At 65.8% G+C, this 23,236-nt stretch carries 22 protein-coding genes and 1 pseudogene; 11 read left to right on the top strand and 12 right to left on the bottom strand.

All coding sequences use genetic code 11. The features are described from left to right. Nucleotides 1-88 precede the first annotated feature (88 nt). The 4 genes from AC1Z3O_RS23580 to AC1Z3O_RS23565 all read right to left on the bottom strand — a co-directional run bounded on the left by AC1Z3O_RS23580 (nucleotide 89) and on the right by AC1Z3O_RS23565 (nucleotide 4,798). A complete protein-coding gene (locus tag AC1Z3O_RS23580; protein ID WP_483518288.1) occupies nucleotides 89-1,249 on the bottom strand; it encodes a porin in 1,161 nt (386 codons plus the stop codon). Nucleotides 1,250-1,499: 250 nt separating this feature from the next. Further along, nucleotides 1,500-2,801, bottom strand: coding sequence for an MFS transporter (locus tag AC1Z3O_RS23575; RefSeq protein WP_483518287.1), 1,302 nt, complete (start codon nucleotides 2,799-2,801; stop codon nucleotides 1,500-1,502). A gap of 79 nt (nucleotides 2,802-2,880) precedes the next feature. Continuing rightward, the gene (locus tag AC1Z3O_RS23570; RefSeq protein ID WP_483518286.1) at nucleotides 2,881-3,957 is read right to left on the bottom strand and encodes a M14 family metallopeptidase; all 1,077 of its coding nucleotides are present in this window, start codon (nucleotides 3,955-3,957) and stop codon (nucleotides 2,881-2,883) included. 46 nt (nucleotides 3,958-4,003) lie between these two features. Then, a complete protein-coding gene (locus AC1Z3O_RS23565) occupies nucleotides 4,004-4,798 on the bottom strand; it encodes a gamma-glutamyl-gamma-aminobutyrate hydrolase family protein (RefSeq protein ID WP_483518285.1) in 795 nt (264 codons plus the stop codon). A gap of 114 nt (nucleotides 4,799-4,912) precedes the next feature. Here AC1Z3O_RS23565 and AC1Z3O_RS23560 point away from each other — a divergent pair, with 114 nt between their 5' ends. Then, nucleotides 4,913-5,860 carry a LysR family transcriptional regulator gene (locus tag AC1Z3O_RS23560; RefSeq protein WP_483518284.1) on the top strand — a complete coding sequence of 316 codons (948 nt, stop codon included), beginning with the start codon at nucleotides 4,913-4,915 and terminating at the stop codon, nucleotides 5,858-5,860. Nucleotide 5,861: 1 nt separating this feature from the next. Here AC1Z3O_RS23560 and AC1Z3O_RS23555 read toward each other — a convergent pair. Beyond that, nucleotides 5,862-6,011 (bottom strand): annotated as a pseudogene (locus AC1Z3O_RS23555) (IS5/IS1182 family transposase); the annotation flags it as partial. Nucleotides 6,012-6,461: 450 nt separating this feature from the next. Here AC1Z3O_RS23555 and AC1Z3O_RS23550 point away from each other — a divergent pair. The 4 genes from AC1Z3O_RS23550 (at nucleotide 6,462) to AC1Z3O_RS23535 (ending at nucleotide 10,488) form a co-directional block, all read left to right on the top strand. Beyond that, nucleotides 6,462-7,367 (top strand): amidohydrolase family protein, encoded by a 906-nt coding sequence (locus tag AC1Z3O_RS23550; RefSeq protein ID WP_483518283.1) that lies wholly within the window; start codon nucleotides 6,462-6,464, stop codon nucleotides 7,365-7,367. A 79-nt stretch (nucleotides 7,368-7,446) separates the two neighbouring features. Further along, nucleotides 7,447-8,676, top strand: a complete 1,230-nt coding sequence (locus AC1Z3O_RS23545) for an MFS transporter (RefSeq protein ID WP_483518282.1) — start codon at nucleotides 7,447-7,449, stop codon at nucleotides 8,674-8,676. Nucleotides 8,677-8,797: 121 nt separating this feature from the next. Continuing rightward, nucleotides 8,798-9,244: a zinc-finger-containing protein gene (locus AC1Z3O_RS23540; RefSeq protein ID WP_483518281.1), complete on the top strand. Its 447-nt coding sequence runs from the start codon at nucleotides 8,798-8,800 to the stop codon at nucleotides 9,242-9,244. An 80-nt stretch (nucleotides 9,245-9,324) separates the two neighbouring features. Further along, nucleotides 9,325-10,488 carry a CapA family protein gene (locus tag AC1Z3O_RS23535; protein ID WP_483518280.1) on the top strand — a complete coding sequence of 388 codons (1,164 nt, stop codon included), beginning with the start codon at nucleotides 9,325-9,327 and terminating at the stop codon, nucleotides 10,486-10,488. A gap of 100 nt (nucleotides 10,489-10,588) precedes the next feature. On the opposite strand, the gene AC1Z3O_RS23530 is transcribed toward AC1Z3O_RS23535, so the two are convergent. After that, nucleotides 10,589-11,245: a tetratricopeptide repeat protein gene (locus AC1Z3O_RS23530; RefSeq protein ID WP_483518279.1), complete on the bottom strand. Its 657-nt coding sequence runs from the start codon at nucleotides 11,243-11,245 to the stop codon at nucleotides 10,589-10,591. A gap of 386 nt (nucleotides 11,246-11,631) precedes the next feature. Here AC1Z3O_RS23530 and AC1Z3O_RS23525 point away from each other — a divergent pair, with 386 nt between their 5' ends. Continuing rightward, nucleotides 11,632-12,312: a PspA/IM30 family protein gene (locus AC1Z3O_RS23525; protein WP_483518278.1), complete on the top strand. Its 681-nt coding sequence runs from the start codon at nucleotides 11,632-11,634 to the stop codon at nucleotides 12,310-12,312. A 197-nt stretch (nucleotides 12,313-12,509) separates the two neighbouring features. Here AC1Z3O_RS23525 and AC1Z3O_RS23520 read toward each other — a convergent pair whose 3' ends face one another. Then, nucleotides 12,510-13,778: a cation:proton antiporter gene (locus AC1Z3O_RS23520; RefSeq protein WP_483518277.1), complete on the bottom strand. Its 1,269-nt coding sequence runs from the start codon at nucleotides 13,776-13,778 to the stop codon at nucleotides 12,510-12,512. Nucleotides 13,779-14,067: 289 nt separating this feature from the next. Between AC1Z3O_RS23520 and AC1Z3O_RS23515 the strand changes: the two genes are divergently transcribed. The 3 genes from AC1Z3O_RS23515 (at nucleotide 14,068) to AC1Z3O_RS23505 (ending at nucleotide 15,410) form a co-directional block, all read left to right on the top strand. Continuing rightward, entirely contained in the window at nucleotides 14,068-14,424 is a 357-nt protein-coding gene (locus AC1Z3O_RS23515) for a hypothetical protein (RefSeq protein WP_483518276.1), read from the top strand. A gap of 103 nt (nucleotides 14,425-14,527) precedes the next feature. Beyond that, entirely contained in the window at nucleotides 14,528-14,953 is a 426-nt protein-coding gene (locus AC1Z3O_RS23510) for a copper resistance protein NlpE (RefSeq protein ID WP_483518275.1), read from the top strand. A 64-nt stretch (nucleotides 14,954-15,017) separates the two neighbouring features. After that, nucleotides 15,018-15,410, top strand: coding sequence for a flotillin domain-containing protein (locus AC1Z3O_RS23505; protein WP_483518274.1), 393 nt, complete (start codon nucleotides 15,018-15,020; stop codon nucleotides 15,408-15,410). 143 nt (nucleotides 15,411-15,553) lie between these two features. Here the strand turns inward: AC1Z3O_RS23505 and AC1Z3O_RS23500 are convergent, their stop codons facing one another. The 5 genes from AC1Z3O_RS23500 to AC1Z3O_RS23480 form a co-directional block, all read right to left on the bottom strand. After that, a complete protein-coding gene (locus tag AC1Z3O_RS23500) occupies nucleotides 15,554-16,534 on the bottom strand; it encodes a Bug family tripartite tricarboxylate transporter substrate binding protein (protein WP_483518273.1) in 981 nt (326 codons plus the stop codon). A gap of 68 nt (nucleotides 16,535-16,602) precedes the next feature. Beyond that, entirely contained in the window at nucleotides 16,603-17,394 is a 792-nt protein-coding gene (gene mhpD / locus AC1Z3O_RS23495; RefSeq protein ID WP_483518272.1) for a 2-keto-4-pentenoate hydratase, read from the bottom strand. Nucleotides 17,395-17,438: 44 nt separating this feature from the next. Further along, nucleotides 17,439-18,380 carry a 3-carboxyethylcatechol 2,3-dioxygenase gene (locus AC1Z3O_RS23490; RefSeq protein WP_483518271.1) on the bottom strand — a complete coding sequence of 314 codons (942 nt, stop codon included), beginning with the start codon at nucleotides 18,378-18,380 and terminating at the stop codon, nucleotides 17,439-17,441. Between the two features lies 1 nt (nucleotide 18,381). Then, nucleotides 18,382-20,247 carry a bifunctional 3-(3-hydroxy-phenyl)propionate/3-hydroxycinnamic acid hydroxylase gene (locus tag AC1Z3O_RS23485; RefSeq protein ID WP_483518270.1) on the bottom strand — a complete coding sequence of 622 codons (1,866 nt, stop codon included), beginning with the start codon at nucleotides 20,245-20,247 and terminating at the stop codon, nucleotides 18,382-18,384. A gap of 25 nt (nucleotides 20,248-20,272) precedes the next feature. After that, complete coding sequence (locus AC1Z3O_RS23480) at nucleotides 20,273-21,235, bottom strand: alpha/beta fold hydrolase (protein WP_483518269.1); 963 nt, start codon at nucleotides 21,233-21,235, stop codon at nucleotides 20,273-20,275. A 121-nt stretch (nucleotides 21,236-21,356) separates the two neighbouring features. On the opposite strand from AC1Z3O_RS23480, the gene AC1Z3O_RS23475 reads away from it, so the two are divergent. Both AC1Z3O_RS23475 and AC1Z3O_RS23470 read left to right on the top strand, forming a co-directional pair. After that, a complete protein-coding gene (locus AC1Z3O_RS23475) occupies nucleotides 21,357-22,181 on the top strand; it encodes a DNA-binding transcriptional regulator (RefSeq protein WP_483518268.1) in 825 nt (274 codons plus the stop codon). 195 nt (nucleotides 22,182-22,376) lie between these two features. Next, nucleotides 22,377-23,231, top strand: a complete 855-nt coding sequence (locus AC1Z3O_RS23470; protein WP_483518267.1) for a hypothetical protein — start codon at nucleotides 22,377-22,379, stop codon at nucleotides 23,229-23,231. The last annotated feature ends 5 nt before the right edge of the window (nucleotides 23,232-23,236 follow it).

Raw genomic sequence — 23,236 nt, 5'->3', positions numbered from 1 at the left:
GCAATGACTACCTTCGTCTAGCCGGGCGCCGCCGCCCACGGCGCCACAAGGAACCGGAAGGCCAAAGACCTCGCTGACTCCCTGCCATTTAGAACTTGTGACGAATACCGACAGCGGCGCCGAGCATCGTGCTTTGGCCACTTGCCAGGAAGTAGCCGTTGGCGAAGCTGATTGCCGAGGTATCGAGGTTCAGGCCGGCATTCTTCGAGAACGCCGTAGTCAGATAAAGGTCCGTGCGCTTGGACAGGGCATAGTCAGCGATGAAGGAGACCTGCCAGGGGTTGGCCAGGTGCGTCTGGCCCAGCAGGTTCTTCACATTGTCATAGCTGTATTCCAACGTCAGACCGAGCGCGGGGGTGACCTGATAGTTGCCGCCGATCCAGAAGTAGTCGTCGCGTACGACCAAGGAGCCGTCCTGCGCCTTGTTCTGGCCCCAACGATAGCCACCCATGATCTTGGCAGTATTGCCAATGGTATAGCTGGCACCAATCGCTGCCTTCTTGAACGAACCGGTACCGACAAAGGCCCCGGTAGCCGAGCTGAGGCTCGGATTGTACTGGTCATATGCCACGGCCGCGCCGAACGGACCGGCAGCATACTCCATACCAAGGCCGTAGGCAGAATCGCGACGGAACTGCCCAGGTACTTCACCGTTGCCGCCGACATTCGGTGCCCCTTGACTGGTGCCGGGCAGTGCGACGCCGGTGCCGAACGACCAGTGCGCAATCGCGGTCACGGGACCGAAGGTGCCCACGTATTTGGCGGTGTTGTCTTCCCGAAGGTTCGCCCCCGCAAAGGCCACCACAGGCTCGTATTGAACCGCGTAGGCCGTGGGCGAGTAGTTGGCCATGATCTGGAACAGCGACGTGTACTGGCGTCCGAACATCACCTGGCCGTAGCGGCTGTCCAGACCAACGTACGCCTGGCGACCGAACAAGCGGCCTTGTGACATCACACCGCTGTCGATGCTGAACCCGCTTTCAAGGACGTACACGGCCTTGGTGCCGTTGCCGAGGTCCTCCACACCGCGCAGGCCCCAGCGCGAGCTGGACAGACCACCCGAAGACATTCGGAAGGCATTGCCGCCCTGACCAGCGTTGAAGTTGTTGGCAGGCGTCGGCGGCTGAGATCCAAGGTGGCTCACATACTCGATGTTGACATCCGCTACACCATAGAGCGTCACGCTCGACTGGGCGTGTGCGCAACCGATGAAGCCCAATGCTGCCGTCGCAAAAAAGACTCGTTTCATGGTTTATCTTGCTTCTCTTAACTCATCAGTCAAATGCTTCCAATGCCGACTTGAGATTCCCCCCAACAAGGCATGGCTCGTACCCACGGAACTGCGTACTGCTCGGAACTTGCAAACAAATGCCAAGGCCCGTTCGGGAGTCGTCCGACTGAAGAGCGCAGGAGCCCCCTGCCGCCGAGCTACCGCAGCATTGGCATTGCTTGCAAATTGAGGATTCGGGGCGAACTCAGGCCCCGATGGCGGACAAGCCTTATTCGGAGATGTCGGTGCCGTGCGTTTCGGGCAATAGCCAGATGGCAACAAGGCTGATGACGCTAGTCCCCGCGAGGTACCAGGCCGGCGAGTTGGGGTTATTTGTCCAGGCCAGAAGTCCGGTCACCACGAACTGCGTGGTGCCGCCAAACAGCGTTGTTCCAATTGCGTAGACCAGGGAAACACCAATGCTGCGAAAGGCAGCCGGCAGCAACTCGGGAATCACGACAAGCGATGCCGCGGCACTCATGGCTGTGAGCGAGGCGATGACAGCGGTCACGGTCAGGAAGCTGACGGCACCGGGCGCTGCGCCGAGCCACCAGAACATCGGCACGATCAACAGCATCAGGACCACGCGCGGCGCAAGCAACACAATCTTCCGACCGCGCCAGTCGCTCAACCAGCCTCCGACAAGACCGAACGCGAACGTCATCACGCCACCAACCAGCGCACTCGTCTGCGCAAGCGCGGCCGGCAGGTGCAGAGTCTGGATCGCATAGGTGGTCATGTAGTTGCCAATCTGCGATGCCACGGCGGCGGACAGCGTCATCAGTACACCCAGCACGACATAGCGCCGGTGCGACTTCATCACGCCACTGACCACCTCGGAGGTGCTGCGCTGCGTATTGTCCTTAAAGGTCTCAGGCAGGCTGCGGCGGATCTTCAGGGCCACCGGCACGAGCGCAAGGCTCAGGACAAAGGGAATACGCCACCCCCAGGCTGCAAGATCCTGCGCCGAAAGCATCAGCGACACGGCAACGCCCAGCAGTCCGCCGACCGCTACGGCAATGCCCTGGCTCGCCAGCTGCCAGCTCGCGTACAGCGCGCGGCGATGCGGCGGCGCAGCCTCGACGAGCAGCGCCGTAGCAGGCCCCACCTCTCCGCCAAGCGCCAGGCCTTGCAGCAAACGGCAGGCCACCACAATGACGGGGGCGGCGATGCCGATGGAGGCATAGCTTGGCGTGGCGGCCATGCCAAGCGTGCCGAAGGTAATCAGCGCAACGGTCAAGATCATCGCCGGCTTGCGCCCGGCACGGTCAGCCAGCGCGCCAATCAGCACAGCGCCGAGCGGGCGGGTGAAGAAGCCTACGCCGAAGGTGGCAGCTGCCAGCAGCAAGCTGCCAAAATCACCGCCAACCGGGAAGAAGGCCCGACCGATGTAGACGGCGAAGTACGCGTAGATAACGAAGTCGTAGAACTCGAGGGCATTGCCCGCAACTGCGGCAGCGACAGCAGCTCGACCGATAGCAGGACGCGCAGCAGACGCGCCCGAGTCCATTTCCGGGCGAATCTCAAGCATCTGGGCAGACGCCGTACTAGTGGCACGCATCATGTCTCCTTGGAATAATATTAATGGCCACGTAAGGGGTTCAACGCAATCAGCTCTCCTGCAGTCCCCTTATGGTCTGTAGGAACACGTCCTGGCCTTGCTTCCAGATGGCTCGTTGCCAATCGTCAGCTTGCGGATAGAAGGCATCCTTGAGCGTTTGACGGATTGCTGCCGCCTGCAGCGGATCCGAGGACCCATGGCGATGCAGCCAGTGTTCGGCACGACTCGCACCAATGACTTGCGGCGTGGGGTACGTACCGAACTCCAGGCAGAGATTGGTTAGCACGGCTTGCGAGCATTCATCGAAGAGCGCGAACTGAATCGGCCCAGTCATGGGGATGCTGTTGGAAGTGCCCGCATGAACAGAGGTCACATCGCCCCACCAGCGGCGAGCGCGGTCCAATGAAGCTCCCTCGTCAAGGCAGGCGAAGATGCGCTCTCCGACGCTGTACGGCCCAAGTCCGGTATGGACGTCGATGGAACCGAGATGCCGGCAATGCCGCGCATAGCGCTGGAGGATCTGGCGGAACGTCATGTTGCTCCACGTGGGCTCACGCCCGCCAAAATGCATGCCATCGGCAAACTCATATTGGCCCAGCGCGACAGCGCGCTGAAATCCTTTCGGGCCCCAATCCTTGCGTAGCCGGAAGAGAGTGAGCTCGTTGTCATCGCTCGGCGGCCAATCTGTCGGCAGGAGCAACTCATGGATCGCCGCATAAGGCCCATTGACTGGCAGCGGAGCGGAGAAGTCGATGAAATTGCGATTCAGGTCGACGTTCTCCTGCGTCTCCCGCCGCGAATGCGAGAACCCGTGAGGGTTGACCGCATGGATGTACAGGACAGCGGTGTCAGGCTCAGTCACCGGACCGAGTCCGAGCAGACCAGTCTGGATGGCGGAGCCGCAGTAGCCTTCCACGCCATGCACGCCACTGATGACGACGACTAGCTTCGAAGCGTTCGCCAGGCCATCCAGCACGACATCGGTGGCAAGCGCCTCTCCGTCAGCGCCGGCGATCGGCAGTTCATAGGAATCGACGCAGAGGCCGCGGAATGCGGCGGCCTGCAGAAACTTCTGTCGCGCCTCCGCATATGTTCGACTAAACAGATTACGAATTTCTGCTTGCACTTTGACTCCTCGGTGTTCTTGATATGGTTCTGGCATTGCTATGTCTTCAGACGGCACGAGCCGTTCCCATCCGCCCGGCTCGATGTTCTGCACAAGCGCTTCCAAATGCGGAGAAGATCGCCCTCGCCAAAGCGCAGTCGTCAACGCGCATCTCCGGATGCCATTGCACGGCCAGCGTAAATTGCGATGCCCCAGCGATTGAAAATGCCTCGACGAGTCCGTCTGGCGCTGTCGCCTCGATGCGCAGTCCAGTGCCCAACCGCTCGACGCCCTGGTGGTGAAGTGAGTTGACGATGGCCGAGGCACCTGCAAGTTCGGCAAGCCGGCCACCCGGGGCGATGCGAATCTCGTGGCTATCGTCGTACCAGCGCTGCAGCGGGCGAGCGTGATCGCCCTCCCGATGGTCCAAGCGACCGGGCTGGTCGTGGACGGCGCGCTCAAGCGTGCCCCCATACAGGACATTCAACTCTTGGAAGCCGCGACAAACCCCAAGGACCGGGATCCCCGCTTCAATCAATGCGGGCAGCAAACCCAGCACTGCCGCGTCGCGATGGGGGTCTTGCATCGTCGTCTCGGGCAGGGGCGCTGCCCCATACCGCTCGGCGGCGACATTGGACGGGCCGCCAGTCAGGACAATGCCGTCAAGGGTGTCAATCAGCGTGTCTGCATCAATCGCTTCGGCACATGCGGGGAGCAGCAGCGGTTGGGCCTCAGCGACTTCAGAAATAGCGCGCACATAGCCATTGAGCGCCGAGTAAGCCGGGTGCTTATACAGTTCGATGCGGTCCGTGATGATGGCCACGACCGGACGAAGCGACTTGAGTTGGGTAGCGGAAGGCATTGCGAGGTGGCGGTCAGAATCGATCCGGCCACAGTTTGCGGACTGCTTCCACTTGTGTAAATTGCAAGTAAGTTCTAATTACCATGCAACCTATGCAAGTGGACTACCCTCGCCATGAATACGCGTCAACTACGCCACTTTCTCGCTCTTCTGGACACCGGCTCGCTGGCCGCAGCGGCGGATACGGTACATCTAAGCCAACCAGCACTTTCCCGTAGCATCCGCGCCCTTGAAGACGCGCTTGGTGTGCCGCTGTTCGACAGAAACGACAGGCGGTTGCGCCCTACGGCATTTGCAGTCGCGTATGCGCCTCGCGCGCGCCGCATGCTTTCCGACGAAAGAGAAGGTCTGCGCACACTCGGCCTGATGCAGGCGGGAGATCTTGGCACGTTCTCCACCGGCATGGGATCCTCCCTCGCCGCGCCAATCTTGCGCCCGATGCTGGCTGAACTCCTGCGCACCTCGCCGGGATTACGGCTGCGCAGCATCATCGACACGTCCGAACGACTCCTGGATGCCTTGCTGGCCGAGCGAATCGATTTCTTCGTGGGGGACATCCACGCGGCAGAATTGCGCGACGATCTTACGGCCGAGCCAATCTATCGCTGCACCTTCGGTTGGTATGCCCGACACGGCCACCCCCTGGCAAACGGCGGAAGTGTCAACGTCGACCACATGCGGCAGTATCCATTGTTTGCGCCAGGGCACATCGCACCCTCCGTGAGCCGGCGACTCACACAGCTCTACGGCTTGCCGACACCCGTATCGGACCAGTTTGCACTGATATCAGATGACTTTGGCACTGTGCTTGAGATAGTTGCGTCGACCGACGCGATTGTCCCGATGACAGACATTGCTGCGCTCCCTGCGCTCAGGTCGCAATCCATTGTTGAGCTTGCAGTCAGCCCCACTCTCGATCTGGATTTGACGCTCGGTATCGTCCGGCATAGCGACCGTACCCTGGCACCAGCCACTACCCGCGCGTTCGAAATCATCCGCGAACGGTTTTCAATGGCGGCTGCCGAAATCGCCAGTATCAAAGGACTCGCGCCGCCCGGGTGACGTCGACCGGGAACGGCCGACGGCCCGTTGCCTTGGCCGGCGCAATCAGCGCCAAAAAATCCCGCCTCATACAGCGCGCTCCATCTCGTCGAGAATCAGGCTTGCGCGCGCGACTGTTGCGTAGGTCCTGACCAAGGTCGCTTTGATTCATGTGCTCATTGCGCATGTCGAATCATCGACTGGGTACCCGCTCCTGTGCGAGTTTTGAGCATCATCCTTAGGCAGTAGAAGGGCCACACTCAAGCGGGCTCTTATCGTTCCAGGCTTCGCATCCCTTGTGGCACGGCGCCGATCGCTCTGACTCAATGGCGCGCCTCCGATACCAGAAAAATCCCAAGGTAACTTCAGCTCATTCCCAACACAAATTGGATATTCCCAATGGAATAATTAGAAAAATAATAGAAATACAGCCAGAAAATTTTCCGCGCGTTTTTAAATCAATAACTGGCGTTTACCCTCTGTTTTATGGAAACATGGAAACATGGCTCCGCCGCCACCGCCACCGCCGGCAAGGCGGACGCTGCCCTGCCTTTCACCTTGGGCGACATGCCGGCCACCCAGGACCGCGCACGTCGCCGCTAGCCTGCAACGGAGAATACCCATGAACGGAACAACAGCGCGCCCCGGCGCGGACATCCCCTTCTGCCTGCCGCCGCTGCCCCGCGAGCAGCAGGAAGCCGCGGCCTTCGAGATTCCGCCCGGCGCCTGCGACACGCATGCGCACGTGGTGGCCGCGGACGCCACGGCCTACCCCATGGTGCCCGAGCGCAGCTACACCCCGCATCCCGCCACCGAGGCGGACTACCTGGGCATGCTGGAGACCAACGGCATGTCGCGCGGGGTGCTGGTGCAGATCAGCGTCTATGGCACCGACAACCGCTATATGCTCGAGGTACTGCGCCGCCACCCCGACCGGCTGCGCGGCGTCGGCGTGGTTGCGCCGACGGTGAGCGACCGCGAGCTGGAAGAGATGCACGCGGCCGGCGTGCGCGGCCTGCGCATCAATGTGCTGTTCGGCGGCGGCATCGGCTTCGATGCGATGGAGAGCCTGGCGCACCGCATCAAGGGCCTGGGCTGGCACATGCAGTTCCTGATGGACGCGCGCGAGCTGCCGGCCTTGCAGCCGCGCATGCGCAAGCTGCCGGTGCCGGGCGTGGTCGACCACATGGGCCATATGCCAGTGGCCGAAGGCTTGCAGAGCCCGGGCTTCCAGGCGCTGCTCCACCTGGTGCAGGACCACGGCTGGTGGGTGAAGCTGTCCGGCGCCTATCGCATCAGCCAGCAGTTCGACGCCTTCGCCGACGTCACGCCGTGGGCACAGGCACTCTTCGCCGCCGCGCCCGATCGCATGGTCTGGGGCAGCGACTGGCCGCATGTGCATATCTCGCCCATGGTCAATACCGGCCGCCTGCGCAACCAACTGGCTGCCTGGCTGCCCGATGCCGAGGCGCGCCAGCGCGTCCTGGTCAGCAACCCGCAGCGACTGTACGGCTTCCCGGCCCTCTGACGCTGGCCCGCCATCCCGCTGGCCGTATTTCTCCCGCGCGCAATCGGCGCCGGCCAGCAACTACCTGGAGAGATAATCTATGCAATGGTATAGGGAACTGAATTCAACGGAGCGCCGCACCTTTATCGGCGCCTTCGGTGGCTGGGCCATCGACGCGCTGGATTTCATGGTGTTCACCTTCGTCATCTCCACGCTCATCAATCTGTGGGGCATCGAGAAAGGACAGGCCGGCATGCTGGGCACGGTCACGCTGCTGTTCTCCGCGATCGGCGGCTGGCTGGCCGGCATCCTGGCGGACCGCTACGGGCGCGTGCGCATCCTGCAGATCACCATCCTCTGGTTCTCGGCGTGCACGGTGGCGATCGGCTTCACGCAGAACTTCGAGCAGCTCTTCCTGCTGCGCGCCTTGCAGGGCCTGGGCTTCGGCGGCGAATGGGCGGTCGGCTCGGTGCTGATGGGCGAGATCGTGCGCGCCGAGCACCGCGGCAAGGCGGTGGGCACGGTGCAGAGCGGCTGGGCGGTCGGCTGGGGCGTCGCGGCCATTCTGTACACGCTGGCCTTCTCGTTCCTGCCGCCCGAGTGGGCCTGGCGTACGCTGTTCTGGATCGGCGTAGCCCCGGCCTTCCTGGTGGTGTACATCCGCAAGCATGTGCCCGAACCCGAGGTGTTCCAGCGTACCCGTGCCAAGGTCGAGGCTTCGGCCGAGCGGCCCTCGTTCTGGGCGATCTTCTCGCCGGCGCTGCTGAAGACCACGGCGGTCACCGCGCTGCTGTGCACCGGCATGCAAGGCGGCTACTACGCCATCACCACCTGGCTGCCGACCTTCCTGAAGACGGAGCGTCAGCTCTCCGTTCTCAACACCGGCGGCTATCTGATGGTCATCATTGCCGGCTCGTTCTGCGGCTATATCGTGGGCGCCTACCTGGCCGACAAGCTGGGCCGCCGCGCCAACCTGCTGATCTTCGCCGTGCTGTCCGCGGTCAGCGTGTACGTCTACACCCTCGTGCCGCTGTCCAACAACCAGATGCTGGTGCTCGGTTTTCCGCTGGGCTTTGCCGCGTCGGGCATCTTCAGCGGGATCGGCGCCTACCTGACCGAGCTCTTTCCCTCGGCAGTGCGGGCCAACGGGCAAGGCTTTGCCTACAACTTCGGCCGCGGCGTCGGCGCGCTGTTCCCCAGCCTGGTCGGCTTCCTCAGCCAGACCCACGGCCTGGGCTGGGCGATCGGCGCGTTCGCGACCGGCGCTTATACGATCGTCATTCTCACCGTGCTGCTGCTGCCCGAAACCAAGGGCCGCGTGCTGGACTGAGGCGCTTGATTGAGGCACTAAGCGGAGCCGGGGCGGCAAGCCCCGGCCGAGCGCCCGCAGTGGGGCGGCAAGCGCGCGTGCTACGATTGACGGGTTGTCCATTACGAAGTCTCTACTACCCATGCGCGTCGGCCGCCCCATTCCCGCGCCACCGCAGCCCGTCTGCGACTATTGCGGCGCCAAGGCCGCGCTCGTCCAGTACGGCGAGCCCGCCTACCCCTATCGCGATGACCGCGGCGCGCTCTGGCTTTGCGCGCCATGCGAAGCGTGGATCGGCATCTATCCCCGCAGCAAGCGCCACCTGCCCCTGGGCAGGCTGGCCGATGCGGAACTGCGGCAGGCCAAGTCCGACCTGCACCATGCCCTGGAACCGCTGGTCGCCGCCAAGATGCGGCGCGATGGCTGCAGTGCGTTCGTGGCGCGCGCCAAGGGCATCCGCTGGCTTGCGTCGCAGCTCGGAATGTCAGACGAATCTGGCAACCTCCATGCCTTCGACCTCGATCAGTGCCGCCGGGCCATCGCCCTGATCGAAGTCTTCGTCGCCAGCCACCAGCAGGGCGCGCGCTGAGCGCATTGACCGAAGCGCGCCTGCCAGGGCGAAAGCGCGCACAATGCATGCATGGCCCGCCGCAACGAAGGAGGTCCGCCATGCCAGCAAGCGACGACGGCCCCACCCGGACAGCCGGCTCCGCAGACTCCGGCAGTTGGGTGCGCCTGTTGCTTTGCGGGGATGTGATGACCGGACGCGGCATCGACCAGATCCTGCCGCATCCTGGCAAGCCGAGGCTGCACGAACCGTGGGTAAAGTCAGCGTTGGACTACGTGGCGCTTGCCGAACGTGCCAACGGCCCGCTGCGGCGGCCGGTTGACCCGGCCTACCCCTGGGGCGATGCGTTGGCGCTGCTCACGCGCTTCCAGCCCCAGGCACGCATCATCAACCTGGAGACGGCCGTGACCACCAGCGACGATGCGCAGCCCGACAAGGGCATCCACTACCGCATGCACCCGGCCAACCTGCCCTGCCTGACCGCCGCCGGCATCGACTGCTGCGAGCTTGCCAACAACCATGTGCTGGACTGGGGACGGACCGGGCTCGAGGAAACCCTGGCCGTGCTGCATGCCGCGCACATCAGCACCGCCGGTGCCGGACGCGATGCGCAGGAGGCCGCCGCGCCCGCCGTCATCCCGCTGGGTCCGGAGCGGCGCATCCTGGTGTTCGCCTACGGCGCGCCGAGCAGCGGCGTGCCGCCGGAATGGGCGGCCGGCGCCACGCAAGCCGGCGTCAGCACGCTGCCGGAGCTTTCCAAGCACGCGGCGGACACCGTCGCCAGCCATGTCCAGGCGGCGCGGCGCGCCGGCGACGTCGTGGTGGTCGCCTTGCACTGGGGCGGCAACTGGGACATGGACACGCCGCACGCACAGCAAGCCTTCGCGCGGCGCCTGATCGATGCCGGCGGCGCCGACATCATCCACGGCCACTCGTCTCATCATGTCAAGGGCATCGAGGTATATCGCGGCCGGCTGGTCATCTACGGCTGCGGCGACTTCCTCAACGACTATGAGGGCATCGGCGGCTACGAGCACTACCGGCCCGATCTCTGCCTGATGTACCTGCCCCTGGTCGACTGCGCCGACGGCTGCCTGCGCCAGCTCAGGCTGGTACCGATGCAGATCCACCGCATGCAGCTGCGGCGCGCGCCCCCCGAAGGCGCGCAATGGCTGCGAACCACCCTGTCGAAGCTGGGAGCGCCGCTTGGCACGGAGGTGGTGGACGCGGAGGACGATACGCTGGCGCTGCGTTGGAATGCTTGAGATAGACGCGGTGTTGAAAGTGAGCGACCAGCCATGGCGGTGGTCGCAAGCATTCCAAGCCCCTGGCCCGGCGCCCCCAATCTCGGCCGCGCGCTCATGGTCAGTTTGTGCGGCGCCTTTGATCAATGCTATCTAGCATCGCCCTCGCGTCTCTTGCTCTCGGATTAATAGCAAGCAGCTTCTTTAGCTCGACACTTGCTTCGTCATATCGTTTCAAATTCGCGAGCATTGCCGCAAGATTAAAATAGCCGTCTTCAAACGTTGGATCTATTTCAACTGACCTTCTGTAGAAGCCCATCGCCTTTTGAAAATCGTTTCCCTGTTCGGCGAGCACGCCAAGACTATATGGGCCAAAAGGCGAGGTCGGATCCAATTGCGAAGCTCTTTGGAATGCAATCTTTGCCTCTGCGCGCCTGCCAAGCTCGCCCAGTGCGTTGCCATAATTGATATAAGCCAGGCTGAAGTTTGGATCAATCTCTATGGCCTTCTTTGACCATGCCAGCTCTTCGCGGAACTGGCCAAGTTTCCCGTAAAGTCCTGCGATAGTGTTAATTGCGCGGACATCCCGTGGCCGGATTTCCAGTGCTTCCTTCAGAAGATTGATTGCGGCGGGTAGGTTGCCAGAATGTTCAGCCGCACGCGACCTGGCAATTAGATCGCCTGCGGCTGCATCGTTGGAAGCGGGTGCCGCCAAGGAGGCGGACCAAAGGATCGTTAGGATTGCAGCCACTGATGCCATTTTCACAATCTTCGCCATCGCCATTCTCCCTTTCTCAAGCCATCGCCCGGTCATCGCCTTGTGGGGTGTTCAAAGCCAGCAGAGCGGGACAGCCCAGCTTATCGCCCCGGATTGGGCTGCGGCATCACCCGTTTTGGTTAAGCGATGAGGCCGATAGTTGGCAATCGAACACAATGCAGCTTCGAATGCGGCCTCCCGAGGGATGCAATAAGAAAGACGCCTCACACGAGTCTGGCAGCCGCCATCTCGGTCATCTGCGCCAGGCAGTGCGGCACACGCTGCAGAATCGACTCACATCGTTTGGGATGCATCCGGATTCCGGCGGCCTTTGTGCCGCCCGACAATCCCCGCTCGACTATCGCGGAGCGACCGACGAGCGTCGCCGCTAACAGAAGGGGCCGTCGATGACAACCGAAGGCATGGGCAATCGCATTGCCAGACTGCTCGCCGCCGATGTGCACGCCCTGATCGGCTCATTGGACAATGTGGCGCGCCGACCCGTCCTCGACCCGTATCTTCGAGAGTTCGACGAAGTTATCTTCAAGGCCAGTCAGCGCCTGGTGCATCATGAAACCGCCAGGCGGCAGACGGTCCAGGCCATTGCGCACGCCAAACGCGATATGGAAACGCTCGATGCACAGATTGCCGCAACGCGCAGGCACCTGGACGAAGCCGCGGCGCTCGCCAGTACGGCGCGCCGGATTGACCTGGAAAAACAGCTCGGCACGCTCGATGCCCGTCTGTGCGACGCGGCGCAGCGATGCGCCGAGATCCAATCCGACCTACTGGCCTTGCGCGCCAAATGCGACCAGATGGCACAAGTGCTGGCAGCGGCGACCGCTGCCAGCCTCCTCTCTCATCGGGCGGCCGGCCGTGGCGCGGATGCCTGCGCCGTGCGGGACGCACAACTGGGACAAGGAAGCCACGACGCCATGGCCGCCACCACCGGCGCGGCCGACCTCGGCACCGCCGACGCCGGAGCCGACGCAGCCCTGCTCCGGCGGCTGGAGGTCATACAGAAGGAGCAGCGCATCTCCGAGCGGCTCAAGCGCCTCCAGGCAGCAAGCAGCCGTGAGGCGGCCTGAGCAGTCCTGACATGCCAGCCCGCTCCTGCTTGGCGGGTGCCGGGTCCGCTCACCCCTGAAAATGCTGGTACATCGTCGCGCCCGCGGGCGCGGCGTCGGTACGGAGCTACTGCGACGGCCGCGTATGCGGGCCGACGGCGATGTTGGGCCGCCCTGCCCTCGCGCTCCCGCGCGCCGACCGCCCCTTCAGCGACGGACTAGACTCGCAGCGCGGCCTCGGCGCTCAAACCCCTGCGCGCGCTGAGGCGCCTGACCACATAACCCAGCGTGGTGGCCTGGATCAGCAGGCTGAACACCACCACCACATAGGCCACGCCGATCACCACCTCGCGGCCAGGGAAAGCAGGCAGCGACAGCGCCAGCGCGATCGAAATGCCGCCCCGCAGGCCTCCCCAAGTCATGATGGTCGCCGAGTGCGGATTGAGCCGGCGAAAGCTCTGCAGGGCCAGCAGGGGCACGGCCACGCTGACGGCGCGCGCCAGCAGCACGACCGGGATGGCAGCCAGGCCAAGCCAGACGATATGCTGTTGCAGCGACAGCGCGATGATCTCCAGGCCGATCAGGCCGAACAGGACGAGATTGAGCAGTTCGTCCAGCAGGCCCCAGAAGTTGAACAGATGCTCCCGTGTCTTCTCGGACATCGATGTTGCCGCCCCATGGTTGCCGATCACCAGGCCCATGATGACGACCGACAGCGGCGCGGATACGTGTGCCAGTTCTGCCAGGGCGTATCCTGCCGTGGCCAGCGCCAGGGTGATGAGGATCTCCACGGGATAACTGTCGATGCCGCGCAGCAGCAGCGAGGCGCCGTAGCCGAGCACGGCCCCCAGCAGGAGCGCGCCAAACACTTCGCGTGCCAGCGACGTCGCCACGTGCGCGGCCGAGAACTCGGTGGCGCCGGTTGCCAGGCCGACCAGGGTGAGGAAGGCCACCACGGCCGTGCCGTCATTGAACAGCGATTCACCCGCAATCTTGGTTTCCAGGCTCGCCGGGGCACCGGCCTTCTTTAGCACGCTCAGTACCGCGATCGGGTCTGTCGGCGAGATCAGCGCGCCGAACACCAGGCACCATAGCAGGCTGATCGGATGGCCGAGCCACTGTGCGATGTAGTAGAAGCCCAGGCCCGCTGCGCCGGTCGAGATCAGCACGCCGATGGTGGCCAGCAGGATCACGGCACGCGTCTGCTGGCGCATGCGGGAAAGATCGACGTGGAGAGCGCCGGCGAACAGCAGCAGGCCGAGCAGCCCATGGAACACCACATCCGGAAAATCGATCTGCGCGACCAGCTTGCGCGCCTGCACCACCAGTTCGGGATGAACGAAGCCCAGGGCTGAGAGGCCCAGGCAGGCAACGATGCCCACCGCAGTGATGCCCAGCGTATCGGGCAACTTGATGAAACGGTAGTTGATCACTCCAAACATGGCGATCAGGGAAAGAAGGGCTCCGGCCCCTTGGAATACAGTCATACGCAGGCAATCTCCCTAGTTGCGCAGGGATGGACGGGCTGGCTGCTCGCCAGTACGAACCCCTTAGTTTGCACCAGTCGGTGCGGTCTGCGGCGTTAGAGCGCGCTGATTGCTAAAAAACTAGGATTCTGAAGATGAATTTCAGAGTGTTCCCAAGTTTCAGTGCTTCCAACCCAGCCAAAATCCCAGCATTTGATGGCGTTCGCTGAAACACTCATTGGCGATCAATCCAAACGATCTCGACGTTCAATCAAAAAAGGATGCGAACTGTTAAACGTGGAGAATTCGCTTGAATCTGTTGCGCCTGAATCCGTTTCTCACGATCGGCTTGGGATCACTGGCCATCGCCGCGTCTACGGTCTTCATTGCTTCGGTCGTTGCCGGCACCATTGCCGAAGCACGGCACAACGAAGCGCTGAAGAACAAGGGGAATCGCATCAGTTGGCGATGGGGCATCTGCGTCTTCGGCGTGGGAGGGCAAACGCTGGCCGCCGCCATCAACGTGATCAGTGCCATGCGGGCCTATGCTGACTCCAACCCCGAGCAAGCGCTGATGTATCTTGGGGCGGCGGGATCAGGCTTGGTTGCTGCCGTCGCCAACTACAATGCTGGGCGCGGCGTCCTCCGCAGACTGTTCGAATCTTGACCGGTGTCGGGTCCCCTGGGCAGGCAATCCGGTCGCTCGTCATTCCCCATAGGGCACATCTCGGAACCCAGAATTCCGAGTTCACGCTGCGCTGAAATTGGCCATGATGAAAACCACCTTGATCTTCACCCTGACAGTCGCCCTGCTCGCCGGCTGCGCTCCCTCCAAACCCATTACCGCCCGGTCCGTGCCCGTGGACATCCACACGGCCCGCAATTCGCTCGACTGGCCCGGCAGCTATGATGGCATCCTGCCCTGCGCCGACTGCCCCGGCATCCGCACCCGCCTGACGCTGATGCAGGACGGCCGCTACGAACGCACCACCCTGTACCTGGACCGCCAGACGCAGCCCGAAACGGTGTCCGGCACGTTCAGCTGGGAATCCGACGGCAGCACCATCCGCCTGGACGCATCCGGCGACAGCCAGCGCTATTTCATCGGCGAGAACCAAGTGATCATGCTGTACCGCGACGGCACCCGCCCGACCGGCCCGCTGGCGCCACACTACGTGCTGCGGCGCGCGCAATAACACACGACGGCCCGTCGGGTCCGGCATGGGGCGTCGCGCCGGGTGCCGGTCCCGGGGATCACCCATGAAAGCCATCGACGGCATCAAGATCATCCAGGTGGACGGGCTGAACCGCGCCGGCGCCGCGAGCCTGGCCGGCGAGGCCGCGCACGGCAGCGGGCACGGACATGGCAATCTCGCCGAGCAGGCCATGTCCGCCGCGCTGACCTACCGCGCGCGCGCACCGCTGATCGACTCGCTGCTCGGGGAGATCGGCCTGAGCGGGACTTCCCTGCAAGGGCCGGCGCCCGGGCTTTCGGCAGCGTCGGTGACAGGTGGCGCACCCGTACCCATCCCGGCCGCATCGGTGAACGGCATCCAGGAAGGCGTTGCGGCACTCACCGCGACGTCTCCAGCCGAGGAGGCGAGCGCGCAGCCCGGCCCGACGCGCCGCGGCTATGGACCGTCCGTGCGGTAGACCTGCGCGCTGATGCTGAAGGTGCAGGCCTTGCCGCCGCGGTCATTGCGCTTGACCTGCGCCTGCGGCGAGTCGCACAGCGCCTGGTAGACCTCGATCTCCGGGCCGCCGGCGGCCGACTGCTCGCCCAGCTTGCCTGATGCTCACTCCACCACCGCCCCGCTCGCCTTCACCAGCGGCGCCCAGCGCCCGCTCTCGCTCTGCAGGAAGGCGCCGAACTGCTGCGGCGTCATCGGCATTGCCTCCAGGCCCTGGTCCGCGAAGCGCCGCGTGACCTCCGGCGCCTTCAGCGCCTTGCGCGCTTCCTCGTTGAGCCGGTTGACGATGGCGTCCGGCGTGCCGGCCTTGACCACCATGCCGAACCACACGCCGGCATCGAGGCCGGGCACGCCGAGCTCGGCCAGCGTCGGCACTTCGGGGAGCTGGGCCGCGCGGCGTGGCGCGGCGATGGCGAGGGGCTTGACCTTGCCACCCTGGATCAGCGGCGAGGTGGTGATGACCGGGTCGAACATCATGTCGACCTGGCCCGCCATCACGTCCTGCAGCGCGGGAGCCGAGCCCTTGTAGGCCACGTGAGTGAATTGCCCGCCCGCCTTCTCTGCGAACATGCCGCCCAGCAGGTGGCCGATCGAGCCGATGCCCTGCGAGGCGTAGTTGACGCCGCCGGCCTTGCTGCGCGACAGCGCCATCAGGTCCTTGACCGAGCCGGCCGGGCTGGTCTTGGGCACCACCAGCACCAGCGGCGATGTCGCCAGCGCCGTGACCGGCTTGAAGTCCTTCAACGGATCGTAGGAAAAGTTGCGGTACAGGCCCGGATTGATGGCGAACATCTCGGTGGCCGCGACGAACACGGTGTAGCCGTCGGCATCGGCACGCTTGACCGATTGCGCGGCGATCTGGCCGCCCCCGCCGGGACGGTTCTCCACCACTACCGCCCTGCCCAGCCCGTTCTGCATCTGCTGGGCGAGCTGGCGGGCGATCATGTCGGTGATGCCGCCGGCCGGGAACGGCACCACCATGGTGAGCGGGCGGCTGGGATAGGTGTCGGCGCTGGCGGCGGGGGCGGCCAGGCAGGTGGCGGCCGCGAAGGCGGCGCACAGTACGGTTCGCTGGAAGCTCAGCATGCTCTTTGTCTCCTGTTTCTCGTTGGAAGGGGCCGTGAATTCGGCCCTCTGTGGAAAGCGCGGCCCGCTCAGGCCGCGGCAAAACTCGCGCGCACGGTGCCGACGCCGCTGATGCGCGCCTCGTAGCACCGCCCCGCTTCGGCGGCCACCATCGGGCCGAGCGCGCCGGTCAGCACCAGGTCGCCGGCACGCAGCGGGTCGCCCAGCGAGGCCAGCTTGCGCGCCAGCCACACGGCGGCGTTGAGGGGATGGCCGAGGCAGGCCGAGCCCTTGCCGGCCGACAGGCGCTCATCGCCGCAGAACATCTCCATCTGCACGGCCTTCAGGTCCAGCCCGGCCAGCTGCACCGGCACGGCACCCAGCACCACCAGGCCGCTGGAGGCGTTGTCGGCCACGGTGTCGACATAGGCGATATTCCAGTCGGCGATGCGGCTGCCCACCACTTCAATGGCGGGCAACACGTAGTCGACCGCGCCGATCAGGTCGACCAGCGTGGCATCGGCCGCGCTAACGTCGTGCTTGAGCACCAGCGCCACCTCGGCTTCGACCTTGGGCTGCAGCGTGCGCGCCACGGGAATGGGCTCGTCGTCGCCGAACACCATGTCGGCGAAGAGCGTGCCGAAGTCAGGCTGGTCGACGCCGAGCTGGCGCTGCACGGCCGGCGAGGTCAGGCCGATCTTGCGGCCGACCACGCGCCGGCCCTGCGCCTGCCAGAAGGCGACGTTGGCACGCTGGACGGCGTAGGCCGTGTCCGCGTCGCCGGCAGCGATCTCGCCGCGCAGCGGGGCGATGGGCGTGCGGTCCTGCTCGGCGCGGCGCAGGCGCTCGGCCAGGGCGGCAATGGTGTCTTGCTGGGTCATGTCGGGGGCATCCTGTGGTGGTGTTCTTTGGGTGGCGGCCGGCCTCAGCCGGCCTGCCCCGCGTGCATCACGGCAAAGCCGGCGATCCATTCGGGAATGGCGCGGTAGTAGTCGATCTCCGCGCGGTAGGGGCCGGCTGCCGCCAGCGCCGCGAAGGCCGCGATCCAGGTGCGGATCTCGTGGGCGGACTTGCCGCCGTCGCGCGTGATGGCGGCATTGGTCATGCCGTCGACGGCGGTCAGCTCGCCACGCTGCAGCGTGGCCAGGAAGGCCTGGTCCCATTCCGGGTTGAGCGCGTGCATGGCGCTCTCGCCGGCGGTGAAGGCACGCGCCGCGGCTATGGTGCGGGCCTGCCGCGCGGCGCGCGACTCGGGCGAGGGATTGCGCCCGGCGATCAGCCGCTCGGCGTTCTCCGGGCTGGCGGTGGCAAGCTCAGGCACCGGCGGCTCGTGCGAGATGCCGCCCGAGCCCACTACCAGCACGCGCTTGCCCAGCCGGGAAGCAAAACGTCCGATGGCGTCGCCCAGCAGCCGCGCGCGCCGGCACGAGGCCATAGGCGCCGCTACCGAATTGATGAAGACTGGGATCACGGGGTAGCGGTCGAGGCCGCCGGTCAACACTTCCAGCCCCTGCGCGCAGCCGTGGTCGACCTGCATGCGGTAGGACAGCGCCACGTCGATGTCGGCGGCGAGTACGGCCTCGGCCAGCGCCAGCGCGGTGTCGCGCGGCACGTCCAGCGGGCCGGCCAGGCTGCGGAAGTCGCCCACCGCACTGGCGGCGGCGCCGATGCAGAACGGCGGCATCAGGTCGTAGAAGAAACCGTTGTAGTGGTCGGGCGCGAAGGCGATGACCAGCTCCGGGTCGAAGGCCGCCACGCGCGCCCGCGCCTGCGCCTGCACCCGCTCGACTTCGGCCAGCACTGCCGGCGCCGGGTCGAAGTAGCCGTGCAGCGGCGTATGGGAGAGGCATTCGAGATGGATGGGCATCTCAGGCTCCTGCCGTGCGCACCAGGGCCGGCACGCCGGGCTCCGCTGCGCGGCCGGGCTGCGGCACCGGCGGCGCCTGCGGCCGGCCGGCCGCGGGCGTCAGCGCCAACTTGTCGGCCACGCCAAGGATGGCGCGCGACACGTCCTGCGGCGAGCAGCTCGCCGCCACGAAGCGGTCGGGGCGCAGCACCACCACCGACTCGCGCTGGCTGCCGAACCAGTCCTTGAGGCGGCCGTGCACGTCACCGACGGCGAGCACGCCCTCGGGTACGTCGTCGCGGTAGTCGAGCTGCGGATCGGGCTTGGCGATGATGAAGCAGGCGCCCAGCCGCGCCCACGCCTCGCGCGCCTGCGCGCTCAGGCCGAAGGTGGGGTCCATGCCCCAGCTCAGCACCGCGAAGCGGTTGCCGATCACATCGTCCAGCCGCGCGATGCGGCCGTCCGCACAGCGCACCAGCGGCTGGATGAACATGCGCCCCACCGGCGAGGCGCCGAGCGGATCGCGTCCATGCACCAGGCGCCCCAGCAGCGACTCGCGCTTCTCGCTCATCAGCCCCAGCAGGCGGCCGAGCGCCGAGTTGCCCGCGCGCTCCAGGCGGCGTGCCAGGAAGCCGGGCTGCGCCGCGGTTCCGGACTCGGGCAGCAGCACCACGCCCTGCTCGTAGCGCGGCATCGGCTTGAAGCGCATTTCCACGAAGTAGCGCTTGGCCGACGGCAAGATGTTCATCACGCGGGTGAAGGCGTCGCGCAGGCGCGCGGCGGTACGGCCGGCCGGCGCGAAAATGTCACCCGCCACCTCGGACAGGTGAATCATGGAGCGCGCATGTGCGCGCCGCTCCATGGTGTAGGTGTCGAGCAGCCGGTCGCCGCACTGGCCCTTGACCACCATGGCCAGCTTCCAGCCCAGGTTGGCCGCGTCGCGGATGCCGCTGTTGTAGCCCTGGCCCTGCCACACCGGCATGATGTGCGCGGCATCGCCGGCCAGCAGCACGCGCCCGGCGCGGAAGCTGCCCGCCAGCCGCGCATTGTGCGTATAGACGCGCTTGCGGATGTAGTCGACCTTGTCGGGCTCCGGCACCAGCTTGCGGATCAGCGCCGCCATGTTTTCCGGCTTGGAGAGCGCCTCCTCGGTCTCGCCAGGCATCACCATGAACTCGAAGCGGCGGATGCCGTGCGGCAGCGCGGCCGAGACATAGGGGCGCTCCGGATCGCAGTGCAAATAGATGTGCGGCTTGCCGATGGGGTCATTGCGCACGTCCACCACGATCCACTGGTTGGGCTTGGTGCGGCCCTCGAACGGCACGTCCAGCATGCGCCGCACGAAGCTGTTGCCGCCGTCGGCGCCGACCAGGTAGGCGGCGCGCACGCGCACCGGCTTGCCTGCCTCGTCGGCCGAATCGATGGTGACGCCGTCGGCGTCCTGCGTGAAACCGCTGACGTTCTGGCCGAACAGCACCTGCACATGGGGGAAGCGGGCCAGGCCCTCGTACAGCACGCGGTCCGCCAGCGGCTGGATGAAGGCATTGCGGCGCGGCCAGCCGAATTCGTCGGTGCGGGGCTCGATCGAGGCAAAGCAGCGCCCGCCCGGCGTGACGAAGCGCATCCAGTGGTGCGGCGTGGTGTGCGGCAGCAGCGCCTCGACCAGCCCGACCGACTGGAACACGCGCAGCGCTTCGTCGTCCAGGCCAATGGCGCGCGGGTAGTCGATGATCTCGTCCAGCCGCTCCAGCAGGACCACCCGCACGCCCTGCAGGCCCAGGATGTTGGCGATCATCAGGCCCACGGGACCGGCGCCGATGATGGCGACGTCCGCGTGCAGATCACAGGGGCGGCCGTCTCCGGCCGCCATCTCGATGGCGGTGCTCATGTCTCCTCCTTGCCCTCTGGCGGGGTCAGACCGGGGCGGCTTCCGGCACGGGCCGGCCCAGCAGGAAATCGATGTGGATGCGGTTGAAGGTGGGCGCGTCCTCGAACTGCGGCCAGTGGCCGCAGCCGTCCATCACGGTGAACAGCGCGCCGGGGATCATGGAGGCGATGCGGCGGCCCTCCGACACATCCGCGGTGGGATCGTCCGAGGTCCACAGCACCAGCGTGGGCGCCTGGATGCGGCCGTAGTCGGCGGCGCGCAGGATGTTGCGCTGGCGCGTTTCCATGTCCTGCAGCACCATGTTGCCGCGCTGCGCCTCGACCATGCCCGGCTGCGCATAGATGGCCTGGCGCGTGGCGATCAGGTCGTCGAAGGCCTTGCGCTTGTCGGCCATCAGCCATTCCACTCTCGCCTTGATGAAGTCCCAGGCCGGATCCTCCACCGCGCGCATCGACAGCGTCTTCAGGCGCTCCATCACCACCGGGTCGGCCTGCGAGCCGCCGGCCGTGTTCAGCACCAGGCGCTCCACGCGCTCGGGATGCTCGATGGCCAGGCGCGACGCCACCCAGCCGCCGAGCGATTCGCCGCTGATGGACGCGCGCTCGATGCCCAGCGTGTCCATCACGCGCAGCACGTGGTCGACGTAGTCCGCCACCTCGCGCGGCCCTTCGGGCTTGTCGGTCCAGCCGTGGCCGATCATGTCGATGGCCCAGACATTGAAGTGCTCGGCATGCGCCTGCAGGTTGCGCACATAGGCCTCGGCATGGCCGCCCACGCCGTGCAGCAGGATCAGCGCCGGCTTGTCCTCGCTGCCGGCATGCAGGTAGCGGGTGCGGATGCCCTTGGCATCGAGCCAGCCCTGCGAGAACGTGACGCCGCGCAGCTCGCCCCAGATGCTCTGGAACGGCAGTTGGGGGACGGCGGCAGAAGACGGGGATGCGGTCGCGGAGGGCGCGGCGGGGGGCAACGCGGAAGAGGCGCTGGACATTGTCTGCTCCATGAATTGGTTATCGGTATGGGCAGCAGTCTAGAGACCCGATTGCCCGCAGACAAAAAAACGTTCAAGATGTGCAAGGAGTGCACATCTTTGATTTTCAAGGACTTTTTCGATGCCAACCACCACCGCAACACGCGCCGCGCACCGTTCTCCCTACGCGAGCGTGCGCGGCCTGTCGCGCGGCCTCGCCGTGCTGCGGGCACTCAACCAGATGGAAAGCGGGCGCGCCACCGCGCAGCAGCTCAGCGAGGCGACCGCCCTGCACCGCACCACGGTACGCCGGCTGCTGGAAACACTGATGGCCGAGGGCCTGGTGTGGCGCAGCGAGTCGGACGACAGCTACCGGCTCACGCTGCAGGTGCGTGCGCTCAGCGAAGGCTTCACCGACGACGAGTGGATCTCCACGCTGGCCGCTCCGCTGATGGGCGAGCTGCTACAACGCGTGGTCTGGCCGTCGGACCTGGCAACGCCGGACGGCGACGCCATGATCATCCGCGAGACCACACACCGCTTCAGCCCGCTGTCCTTTCACCGCGCCATGGTCGGGCGCCGCCTGCCGATCCTGCTGACGGCGGCGGGACGCGCCTACTTCGCCCATTGCAGCGACGCCGAGCGCGACCACGTGCTCAATGTGCTGCGCGCAGGCGGCGGCGGCCCCGAGCAGGCCGCCCTGGCCCATGACGAGGCCTACCTGCGCCGCTTGGTCCAGCGCATCCGCGCCGACGGCTTCGCCGCCAACCGCGGCGACTGGACCGAGCAGCGCAAGATCGCCGCGTTGGCGGTGCCGGTGCGCCACGGCGAGCGCACGCTCGGCAGCCTCAACGTGGTCTACCTGTCCGCCGCGATCCCTGCCAAGGAAGCGATCGAACGCTTCGCCGGCCCGCTGCAGGAAGTGGCGGCGCGGATCGAGGCCGCCCTGGCCGGCAAGGCCGCATAGCCCCCCCACCGACGAGGGGTCCGGTCGGCGGCCCGTGCTGACGAAACGTTAGCGGACACTGGCGGCACGGCCGGCGCGCGGGAGGCGCCGGACCGCCGTCCGCCCATGCATGGAACGACAGGACATCAGAACGCCTGAACAGCAGAACGTCAGAACGTCAGAACAACGGAACACCGGGATACCACGGGGAAAATCATGCGGGTCATCGGCCTGGCGGCACTTGCCGCCGGCAGCCTTCTCACGGGCTGCGCCTCCATCGTCAGCGGCACCGGCCAGATCGTCTCGGTCGAGACACAGAAGGACGACGCAGCGGCGCCAGGCGCCAATTGCAAGCTCACCAATAGCAAGGGAACGTACTACGTCACCACGCCCGGCACCGTGACCATCCACCGCGCCTACGGCGACCTCAACGTGCGCTGCGACAAGGACGGCATGGAACCCGGCCTGGCCACCGTGAAGTCCACCACCAAGGCCATGGCCTTCGGCAATATCCTGATCGGCGGGGCCGTCGGCGTCGCGGTGGACACGGCGTCCGGCGCCGCCTACGACTACCCCGAGATCATCCTGGTGCGCATGGGCGGCAACTCCATCGTCAGCATCCCGGCCACGGCCGGCGGCCTGGCGCACGCCCAGGCCTCGCTGCCGGCGCCGACGGGCTATGCCGACGCGGCCAACGTCGATGCCCTGCCCTACGCGCGGGCGCGCAAGGGCTATGCCACCTACCTGCAGCGCAAGGCGCCCAAGGCCTTTGTGCTGGCCGATGGCGGACACTATGCCTACTGGAGCGGCAACAAGGACGCCATCGACAAGGCCATGGGACGCTGCCGCGACATGCAGTTCGCCCACTGCCGCCTCTATGCCTATGACGATGTGGTGGTGTGGCCGCGCGGAACGGCGTTGACGCCGGAAGACCCGCCGGAGGGAACACGCGTCGCGAAGGCGGCCGTCAGTGGCGTGACGCCACCGGTGGCCGCGGCAGCCGCGGCGCCGGCAGCGGCGACGGCGGCCACCGACGCCATGCGTCCGGCAGCCGGAGCGGCCTCGCCCTGAGCGTT

Source organism: Cupriavidus sp. 09_S30 (genome assembly GCF_056930435.1).
The sequence above is the reverse complement of the archived record's forward strand: the minus strand, read 5'-3'. Positions and strand labels throughout refer to the sequence as shown.